Source organism: Serratia sp. HMSC15F11, from assembly GCF_001808215.1.
In the GTDB taxonomy this organism is placed as follows: domain Bacteria; phylum Pseudomonadota; class Gammaproteobacteria; order Enterobacterales; family Enterobacteriaceae; genus Serratia; species Serratia nevei.
The window spans coordinates 72603-81810 of record NZ_KV792462.1 but is presented as its reverse complement, the minus strand read 5'-3'; the positions used below and the strand labels follow the sequence as shown (position 1 = coordinate 81810).

The 9208-nt window shown below is 34.8% G+C and carries 14 protein-coding genes; 8 read left to right on the top strand and 6 right to left on the bottom strand.

Going from position 1 to position 9208, the window contains the following annotated elements:
* The first annotated feature begins 210 nt into the window (after nt 1–210).
* The 8 genes from HMPREF3138_RS12860 to HMPREF3138_RS12830 all read left to right on the top strand — a co-directional run bounded on the left by HMPREF3138_RS12860 (nt 211) and on the right by HMPREF3138_RS12830 (nt 3954).
* Complete coding sequence (locus tag HMPREF3138_RS12860; protein WP_049193800.1) at nt 211–663, top strand: ParB N-terminal domain-containing protein; 453 nt, start codon at nt 211–213, stop codon at nt 661–663.
* Between the two features lie 39 nt (nt 664–702).
* Nucleotides 703–930, top strand: a complete 228-nt coding sequence (locus HMPREF3138_RS25550) for a hypothetical protein (RefSeq protein WP_083301485.1) — start codon at nt 703–705, stop codon at nt 928–930.
* 287 nt (nt 931–1217) lie between these two features.
* The gene (locus HMPREF3138_RS12855) at nt 1218–2081 is read left to right on the top strand and encodes a DUF6387 family protein (protein WP_070559100.1); all 864 of its coding nucleotides are present in this window, start codon (nt 1218–1220) and stop codon (nt 2079–2081) included.
* 185 nt (nt 2082–2266) lie between these two features.
* Nucleotides 2267–2485 (top strand): helix-turn-helix transcriptional regulator, encoded by a 219-nt coding sequence (locus tag HMPREF3138_RS12850; RefSeq protein WP_002911792.1) that lies wholly within the window; start codon nt 2267–2269, stop codon nt 2483–2485.
* 15 nt (nt 2486–2500) lie between these two features.
* The gene (locus HMPREF3138_RS12845) at nt 2501–2830 is read left to right on the top strand and encodes a hypothetical protein (RefSeq protein WP_032260079.1); all 330 of its coding nucleotides are present in this window, start codon (nt 2501–2503) and stop codon (nt 2828–2830) included.
* Nucleotides 2831–2843: 13 nt separating this feature from the next.
* Complete coding sequence (locus tag HMPREF3138_RS12840) at nt 2844–3155, top strand: hypothetical protein (protein WP_032260077.1); 312 nt, start codon at nt 2844–2846, stop codon at nt 3153–3155.
* 78 nt (nt 3156–3233) lie between these two features.
* Entirely contained in the window at nt 3234–3524 is a 291-nt protein-coding gene (locus HMPREF3138_RS12835) for a hypothetical protein (RefSeq protein ID WP_042203313.1), read from the top strand.
* A 49-nt stretch (nt 3525–3573) separates the two neighbouring features.
* A complete protein-coding gene (locus tag HMPREF3138_RS12830) occupies nt 3574–3954 on the top strand; it encodes a hypothetical protein (RefSeq protein ID WP_000711007.1) in 381 nt (126 codons plus the stop codon).
* A gap of 562 nt (nt 3955–4516) precedes the next feature.
* On the opposite strand, the gene HMPREF3138_RS12825 is transcribed toward HMPREF3138_RS12830, so the two are convergent.
* The 6 genes from HMPREF3138_RS12825 to HMPREF3138_RS12800 all read right to left on the bottom strand — a co-directional run bounded on the left by HMPREF3138_RS12825 (nt 4517) and on the right by HMPREF3138_RS12800 (nt 8266).
* Entirely contained in the window at nt 4517–4783 is a 267-nt protein-coding gene (locus tag HMPREF3138_RS12825; protein WP_057057391.1) for a hypothetical protein, read from the bottom strand.
* Nucleotides 4784–4873: 90 nt separating this feature from the next.
* A complete protein-coding gene (locus HMPREF3138_RS12820) occupies nt 4874–5278 on the bottom strand; it encodes an H-NS family histone-like protein (protein WP_032260072.1) in 405 nt (134 codons plus the stop codon).
* 153 nt (nt 5279–5431) lie between these two features.
* The gene (locus HMPREF3138_RS12815; RefSeq protein WP_070559098.1) at nt 5432–5899 is read right to left on the bottom strand and encodes a DUF4756 family protein; all 468 of its coding nucleotides are present in this window, start codon (nt 5897–5899) and stop codon (nt 5432–5434) included.
* 213 nt (nt 5900–6112) lie between these two features.
* A complete protein-coding gene (locus HMPREF3138_RS12810) occupies nt 6113–6415 on the bottom strand; it encodes a hypothetical protein (protein WP_230122585.1) in 303 nt (100 codons plus the stop codon).
* A gap of 305 nt (nt 6416–6720) precedes the next feature.
* A complete protein-coding gene (locus tag HMPREF3138_RS12805; RefSeq protein WP_070559096.1) occupies nt 6721–7512 on the bottom strand; it encodes a hypothetical protein in 792 nt (263 codons plus the stop codon).
* A 19-nt stretch (nt 7513–7531) separates the two neighbouring features.
* Complete coding sequence (locus HMPREF3138_RS12800) at nt 7532–8266, bottom strand: helix-turn-helix domain-containing protein (protein ID WP_070559094.1); 735 nt, start codon at nt 8264–8266, stop codon at nt 7532–7534.
* Nucleotides 8267–9208 lie beyond the last annotated feature (942 nt).

Genomic DNA, 9208 nt, shown 5'->3' with positions numbered 1-9208 from the left:
GAGCTTCTCTTATTGAGGAGCTTCTCTGCAAAAGGATAAATCCGTGAGCGATTGGCATTTCGTCTACCGCAAAGGGACCTGCGAAATCGTGAGGTTAATCGTCAAAGAGCAACACGGGTTTTAATTCTCTTATGGTCTTTTTTTTATTCCTTGGCTGCTCTCGCATTGGCAGAGGCCATTGGTCGTTTATAGGATGACAGAGAAAATATCATGGCTAATATTCTGGACGCTAAGAAAAATATGGATTCTTTCAACGTGGTGTTATTGGATCCGCAACGGCTTTTACCGACAGAAGAGTTTATTGAGGAGCGGGTAATACAGATCGAGCAGGATATTATTCGTGAGGGGCGTTGGCTTAAGCCCATTTTAGTTGAACGAACCTCTTTGATTATCATGGATGGGCATCATCGCCGAGAGTTTGCGAGGCGCCATTCGCTGAGGCGGGTGCCTTGTCTTTTGCTGGACTATTCACAAGTAGAGCTGAGTTCATGGCGCGACGAATTTGATCTTCACCCTGAAGAGGTGATCGCCCGGGGGTTGCAGCGCCGTTTATATCCGGCAAAAACGACGCGTCATGTGGTGCATGCCGCGGCGGATATTCTTTGCCACTATCCATTATCGGAACTGGAGCTGAAAAATGTCACCTATCAAGGTGTAGAATAAAAGCGCGGAGCATGAGAGTGGCGGTGCCAGGATGCCGCAATGAAAGAACGCGCGTCGTGCGAACCGGAAACGGCGGAGTACCTGAGGGAAACCGACAACACGCCGGCAAAGAAAAAAACCAGATGCCCTGAGGTATCTGGTTTCTTAAATTTGGCTCCTCTGACTGGACTCGAACTTCATCTGTATCTCCTGTTGTTACTGATTTTGTTAAGTTTAACTATATTTTTACCAACATATTTACCATCATTATTGTTTTCTTATCAATAAAATGTCAATTAAAAACAATTGGTTGTTGTCATAACCATCTAACTATACGAATCTGATTTAACTTTATCTATCAACATGATGTTGTCGTTATTCTTGTTAAAGTAATTGATATAAAACAATTAGTTAATTTTTAGTAAAGAAACGATGTTTAGTCAAGATTAAAGCACTTACATCCAAGATCACTTATCTGCTCTCACACCATTTTGAAAACCCGCCCCTCTTTTCCACTTTCTCTATCATGTTGAATGGGTTAACTTTTATGAAACTTAAAAGCAATCGGTAGAATAATGACTACACAAAAGGAAATGGAAGAAATCAGGACTGCATTATCTTGGTTTGATGTACGCCGATACGATGGCCTGAAAGACCTGACCCTAGAACAAATCTATGCAGAGCTTGAAAGACGGATGTTGGCTTACAAAACAAGGCAACAATGGGAAACAGCAGGCAAAGATAATCAAATGCAAGCTATATACCATGATGCCAAAATCCGATGTGGTGATGTGATACTTCAATCGGACTGGATTTCAGGCAATCACAGACTGTCACATAGCTATGCTGTAAGACCAATGAGCAGAGTTCAATTGTTCAACTATGGGCGGGCTATGTATCGGCTGGAGAATTCTGAGCAAACAGACCCTGTTGCAGTGAGTTCCGACTACATCTCTGAGTATCTGAAACAAGGAGGCATGAACCCTGCTAACAAGATGCTGATTGAAATTGACTTGGAAGAAGCCAGCAGTGACGATCTCGCAGAACATCTGAAAGTACTGATTGCTCTATGGCAAAAGCACCTGAAAACGCCTAAACCCCCGAAACGAAAATTTAGGTTTGGTCATAAGACCTTTGAAAGAATACTTGATTACAAAGTCATCCCTTTGATGGATTTGATCTCATGGGAACAGCTCTACAACGAAGGTAAGAACATACCTTTCACCATTTTAGCTGACATTCTGCATGGTAATAATGGGGCCAGAAGTAGTGAGAACATCAAAGATACTGATTATGATTACGCGAAAAGTTATCTTGATAACGATGAGTACTTCAAGGTTTTAAATGATTTTTACATTAAAAACAATATGTTGAAGGATTGGGATATCGTTGATGTGATAACACTTAACGATAAATCCTCGGATAAAAACAAAAAGTAAACACAAGGGATGTTCACAACCTGCGAACGTCCCTATAAAGAGTATCCCTCCAAAATTTCCGCGAAACTCACGGTTGGTGAACATCCCTAGTTTAGAACCAGCCAAAATCCTAGAATTATCTCCATCGAACAACATACTAAAAAACGAAATATCCAAGATATTACGTAAAAAAACAGGAGATAAACATGGTTCAAAACAAAACAGATAAAACTTTAAAACTTATTCGCTTATCAGAAGTAATAAGGAAAACCGGGTTCGGCAAGACGTGGATTTATAAACTTATCAGCGCGGGGAAATTCCCCAAACAAATAAAAATCGGTGAAAGAGCTGTTGCTTTCATTGAAAGCGAAGTTGATGAGTGGATTTATAAAGCTATAACCGCTTCTCGTAATACATCTAACTAATAAAAGGAAAATAACATGAAAAATATAAATGTGCCTGAAATATCATTTATCTTTGATAATGATAAAACTGAAGTTTTCTCAAGAATGGCAATGGATAACTTAGCTCTTTATGTGGAAAACATGTTTAAGATAATGGGTGATCAATTTGAACGTCACCTTTATGATAAAAAATATATGAATATGGTTATGGATCATATTATTTATATCACAAAACCAGACTTCCTCAAGTGGGTGAGAGACAATAATGTTGGGGAATGTATTTTTTTGATTGATGAAGTTATGGAAGATTTAAAATACTCTTATAGAGAGTTCAAAAAAATCTATCCTAAACTTGGCATTAAATAAAGAGGAAGAAATCATGAATAAAGATCTGAAAAAAGAAGCAAACAAGATATTACTGCATTTATCTAAACAATGCTTTGAATTGCGTGTGAGTTCTATTATTCAGAACCATCCTGAACAAGTAGAACAACTCAAGCATGAAGAAACTTTCATGATGAATACTTATAAGGACAGTATTAAAGTAGCAAAACAGATGTTCCCTAAAGTCGTAAGGAATACATTCTTTGATATAAAGTTATCACCAAGACTCATTGATAACGATTTTATATTGAAAGCATTAAAGGCATTTCATAAAGAAATGGATTTTATGAAAGATTCTCAAAAGTAGTTTTTTGTTTTAGCCCCGTATTGAGGGGCTGAAAATAAGAGTAAGTTAAAATATATCATGTAAAAATGAGGAGTAATCATGACTAAAAATATTGAAAGTAAAAATACATCTACTGAGTTGTTCTATGATCTTGCAAAGCGTTCTTTTGAAGCGAGCTGGAAAACAATGCAGGATATGTGTAGTGACGGCATTTCGCATCTTGTCGATGATGCTGATTTTATGAGTGCATTTATAAGGATAACGATTAATCATGTTTGTCATAACTTTGACAAGTTAACCGCGCAGGAAGGCCATCATGGGAATATTGAAGAGGTTAACTACGAAGAAGTAGCAGAACGGCTTGTGCGTAATGCTTGGGTGTTTTGTTAATACTAACTGTTTTTTTATTAAATACTAAAAATCAAAAAAGAGGATATAGATGAAGAAAGATAATCTGAGTAAAAAAGATGAAACGATGATATTTGCCATTTCAGCAACGCTAATGTTGTATGTGGACAGGATATACAGCATGGCAAGTGTAAACAAAGATGATGCAATGATTTATGTAAATGATGAAGATGTTGTTGAGTTTGCACTACGAATCCACATGAAGGAAGTATTAACTGAGTTTGAGTATTACAAGGCTGCTTATGGTACAGGAAAGGAAAAGTATGAATATATAAATATAACAGAGCTATTAAAAAGGGTGATGTTTTTTCATGATTTATATGTCAAGGATATGTTGATAAGAAATATAGAGTCGGGACGATCTTTTGATGATTATAGTGTTTTGGACTGGGATATGGACATAAATAGATAATATCAGTAATGTTATTCAGAGGGATACATGAGTATATCTAAAATGTGTTACCGGAATGGATTCCGGTAATACGTACTCTGACTATATGAGGTGAAACTAGTTTCTGATGAAGTGACCTATTAGCGAATAAGCAAGTGAATTTTTGGAACACACTTAAAAGTTAATAGCCAGTTGATAAGATATTTTTTAGTATTAAAAACCACTTGCATCGAAATTTATGAAACCTATTTTCGATTTTTAACTTAATTGACATATTAATGAACAATGTTATATGTAAATAATAAAGTCTGATAAAAAAATAAATAAGGTTCATATAAAAAGACTTACTATTTTTAGTAGAAGACTGAAGGGCGCTTGTGAGAGGTTTCAATTAGTAACTATATAAGAAAGGAGGTTTCAATGAAAAAAAGAACAGTAAGATTCTTGTCATCACTCAAAGATAATAAATTATATCGATACTTTGATGAACACTTTAACGTTATTACATGCATTAGTGTCATATTTGTCATTGTATGGAACATCTACTTTTATGCTTAAAACCTCCCTTGAGGGAGGTAGACTATTATTTAATAGTGTTATACTGAACATCACTGACTGGGTTTTTACTCTTGGAATAATCTACTACAGAAATACCAACCAGAATAAAGTAAATGACTCCAGCAACAAAAAGAAAGAAAAGTAGTGGTTTTTTGAGAGCATCATTTTCACCTTTTCTGTTCGGGTGCTTTTTGTTCCAACCCCATAGGATTAAATTTACTACTACGAAAAACAGAAAAAAAATTGCAGATTTTGGGTGATCTGAATAGATTATATCGAATAGGTCAGTCATATCTTTCTCATATTCGTATCGTAAGAATTAAAGTGAAGAGCATAGCCGACAATATTACATTGGCGGCTTTTAATAAAAAATGTAATGAGATTAAATCTGGAAATCTTCCAGTGTTTTACCTGCTTCAATAGCAACAGCGATCACTTTAGGAGTACGGCCCTGACCCGTCCAAGTCTGTTCATTACCGTTTTCATCTGTATATTTGTATTTAGCAGGGCGTGGAGTGCGTGTCGATTTGGTTTTAGGCTTAGTGGAACCTACCGCTGAAAGTAGCTCCGCAGGATCGATACCATCTTCTAACAGTTTCTGGCGGAAGGCTTCAAGCTTAGCCTGACGTTGTTCTTGTTCTTTACGGATGGCACTTTCTTCCTCACGACGATCTTCAACGATTGCTGTTAACTTTTCCAGCATCTCTTCCAGCGTTTCCAGATCAGTTTCACGAGCCTGTGCGCGAAGTGTACGAATATTGTTCAGTACCTTTAATGCTTCACTCATACTATGCCATCCTGTGTTTGAAATGGGGGATCGAAGGGTGTGCAGTATTGTCTGATGATCGATTTAAAACACACCAACATATTAATAATATAGTAAATATTAGCATTAGAGCAATCTATTAGAACCATTTCAAACGAAAAGCGGAGGATCGATTTATAGGGCCATTTTTCGTTGTAGTTGACTTGATGGTTCGAACTCTGACGAAATGTTAGAAAGTTGCTCAAGACTTTGCTCAACAGAACGCTGGAACTCAAGAGCCGCTTCTGTGCGCTGTTTTATGACCAGAGCGACGAGTTCATCAGGGCTTTTCTCAAGTAATGACTTTCGGTAGATAATGGACTCTTGTACTTTTTCAAGCTTTCTTGATGCAAGGGCTGATGCGTGACTTACAGGGTTGAGTTCTTCAATAAATTTTTCGAGTAGTGACTTTTTCTTCCTGTCTAATCTCAGAAGTTTGGTATGTGCCGATTTAAATTTCTTGGCTTCACTCAACGGTGAACCATCGGTTCTTAACCTGCGATATTCATCTCTGTATTCAGTCATCGTTGGATATTTTTTTAATGCTTTAATGGTGTTCATGTACTGAATTAAATCATCATTGTCTAATTTTACTTTCCTCATATATACCTCGTAAATAAAATAGTGGATATATCTATATTACGAGATATAGTGTAAGTGTCAAATATAACCGGTAAATAAGAATGATAATATTCAGATGAAAACTATATTATTTCTTCTTGATCAACATCTTCAGGATAATCAACAAAAATGCCATCTTCTGAAACAGAGATGAGATTTATCTCATCGGAGAAAGTGTTTTTCATGGCTGGATATTTAAAAAATTATTTTATTTTGTTTTTCATTATTTTTTTCGATTTCTTTTTTTTGTGATATAGATAAATTCCTTTTAATCTCTTTCATTTTGTTTTTAAAATTAAGATTATCTTTTTCATCATGCAAGGACTTCATTTTATTATATGCTTCGTCACTGAAAGGATGTAAGTTATCATCTATTTTTTCATCTAAGTAAGAAGAAAGGAAGCATCTATCAAAATAATTTTTTCTAAGCGCATCGTAAATTTTAGCACTATCAATAATTGTTTCATCTTCTGGTTCTTTTTTTATATGGTCTGTCATGTTGACTCCTCTTATTTTTAGTGGATTGTGTATATATTTTATTTTAAGGGATTGGTTCAAAGTGTCAAATTTAATGGAGAGGCATGGATTTAATTATCTATTTTTCTTGTCATGTCTCTATAATTTAGCCTTGCTGAATAACCTCGTTCAATAAACTGTGTTTTATCGTAGCTATAAAGATAATCTGCATCGATTCTTCCACAAGACTTACAAAAAGAGTATTCCCATCTCAAGTTGCATTTCTTAGAAACAGAAAACCTCTCTGTCATTTCTCTACCACATGAACATTGCATATCATACCTCTCTTATTTGTTTTTATAGCTTTCAAAAATTAGTGTTCCAGAAAGATCATAAAGTTCAACCTTGCCGACTTTACCTTCATCATTTTTGATGGACATTCTTATTAATCGGGAATCATGATATTTTTCTAATAAATCAGGTTTATTGGCTAGGTATTTTGCTATTACAGCGCCGCTTTTTATATAGTCGAAGCTGGAACATATTGTTCTTTTGAACTCTACATCAGTTAGACCGCTTTCCATGATCTTTCTTGCGATGAGTGATTTTAATGGACGCTCAAATTCCTCACGCTCTTTACGCCTTTGTTCCTCTTCTTGTTTACGTCTCAGTTGGTTGAGGAAGTAAAGTTTATCTCTTTCTAATTGTAGTTGGCTTTCTTTATCTTGAATGATGTTGTTGACTACTGATGATGGAATGACTTGAATATTGTTAGGCCAATATCGATACGGATTATGTTTCTGAATACTTCCAACTGTTAAACGTATTCTATCTACATCGATATTTTTATCAAAAGAGACGATTCTTTTATTACCATCTTTTGAAATTATTTTTGCTGTGTTCTCAAGTTTCTCATTACCTTGTAAGTTAAATGAATTTACAACAGTATTATGTTCTTCATGATAAAAGGACTGTTTTTTACTATCAATATAACATTCAAGAAAAGAATAGAGTTTGAACTCTTCAATGCCAAATGTTTCCTCAAGCATCGTCATATGTTCTGCTAAGACATTCAGAATGTCGTTTTTAGATAGTTTTTCATGCAGTTTAATTTCAAGTGAACCGGGTAGTTTTTTCATTTTCATTCCTTATTACTCTTTAGGAAACAGCTTTTAAGTGGTTAGTGATATTAACTAAATCTTGTCTATTTGCTTCATTTTCTTTTGTTCGTTTATATACCTTGCGGGGTTTATCTATCTTGATACTGTTTTTAGCATTAGGAACTGCATTGTTCTTTTTCTTCTTGCTAAAAATAAAAGCATCTGTATAAACATTTTGAATTACTGTTTCGAGGGCTAATCCTCGTCTTTCCTGTTGAGAAAGATTTTGATAACCATCAGGGTATTGTTCAATCTCAGCCTGAACATTTCTTGCATTGCTTAAATGCTCTTTACGATTTTCATCAAGTTGATGACTCATACCTTTGGCAAAGATGTTTGAGTTAATATAAAGATGTCCATGATGATCAACGAGAATGCCTTTCTGTTTTAGTTTTTTGAATATGTTTGACATATTACCGGATGCGATATTCAACGCTTTACAGAGTGATGCCTGAGAAAGGTTAATAAGGTTTCCAAACTCCATGTATTCCAAGATGTAAGTTAATACACGGAATTCATTCTTAGATATGTCCAGATCAGAAAAAACACGAAAGTTAGAAGTAAAAGCAAATACATAAGGCTGTGCAAATGAGATCGCTTTTTCTTCTTCTGTTGCAATAACGGTGGTTGATTTTATATCTTTGTTTTGTAGCAAGTGTCTTGCGATATCAATCTTTTGCTCTGTGGTTAATGTTTCAAATAAGCGAAGTAGTTCAGTGTCATTAGTGTTCATATTATTCTCTCTTATAGTTTTTATTTTAATACTATGCAGAAAAATGAAAGTCAATAGTAAAACTATAAATAAAATAGAACTTTTACTATTATGATATTGCTATATGTTAAAAAAACTATGTTTAAACATAGATCCCGCTATGTTTAAACATAGGACGATTCTATGTTTAAACATAGGGAACTGCTATGTTTAAACATAGGAAAAAAAAGTGTGAAGCCTTGGTTTTATTGGGCTGGGACAGTGCTTATAATTAAATAATTAGTAAGACGTTAAGAGAGTCTAGCTTTCCTTTTACCGTATGTGCAGAGAGTTTTACGTAAAAATATGTGGTTTCTGGCGAGTTATTTGCAGCGAAGTGATTGTTTCATACAATCACGCAGCGCTGCTGGTGTTTCAGGAATATTGCAATTGTTTTACCTTTATTTTATTGGCGGCTGTCGCCGCAATTCTCTATGGATAAATCCATCATTAACAGGGGTGAACCCTGTTTCAGCAATGTGATTGTCTTGAGCAATCACTAAGTGCTGCTTCTATGAATATAGTTTTCCTATGCGTTTAAGAGCAAATGCTATATGTTTTAGTGCTAATATTATTATGATATATAGGATCATATATATCTTATTATAATTAAAAGAACAGAGATTGATCCTTTTGGCTTTTCCCTCGAACATAGCAAATACCATTGTTAAAACGTTAAATATATTTTACAGCGTTAGGGCGTAGCCGTGCGTCAGCATAGGAGCTTTATCTCATAGAGGAGGTGATTTTCAAAAAAGATGTTAGTGAAATAAAAAGGAAATCTTCGCATTTAAAAATACAATTTGCACATGATAACAGCTAATCATTTTCAATTTATAAACCCTACATGGCGGTCATAAAAATCGCCCGGTTTCTTTAATTTTATTAAATATTATTTCTTATTTCTTATTTCTTATTTCTTAT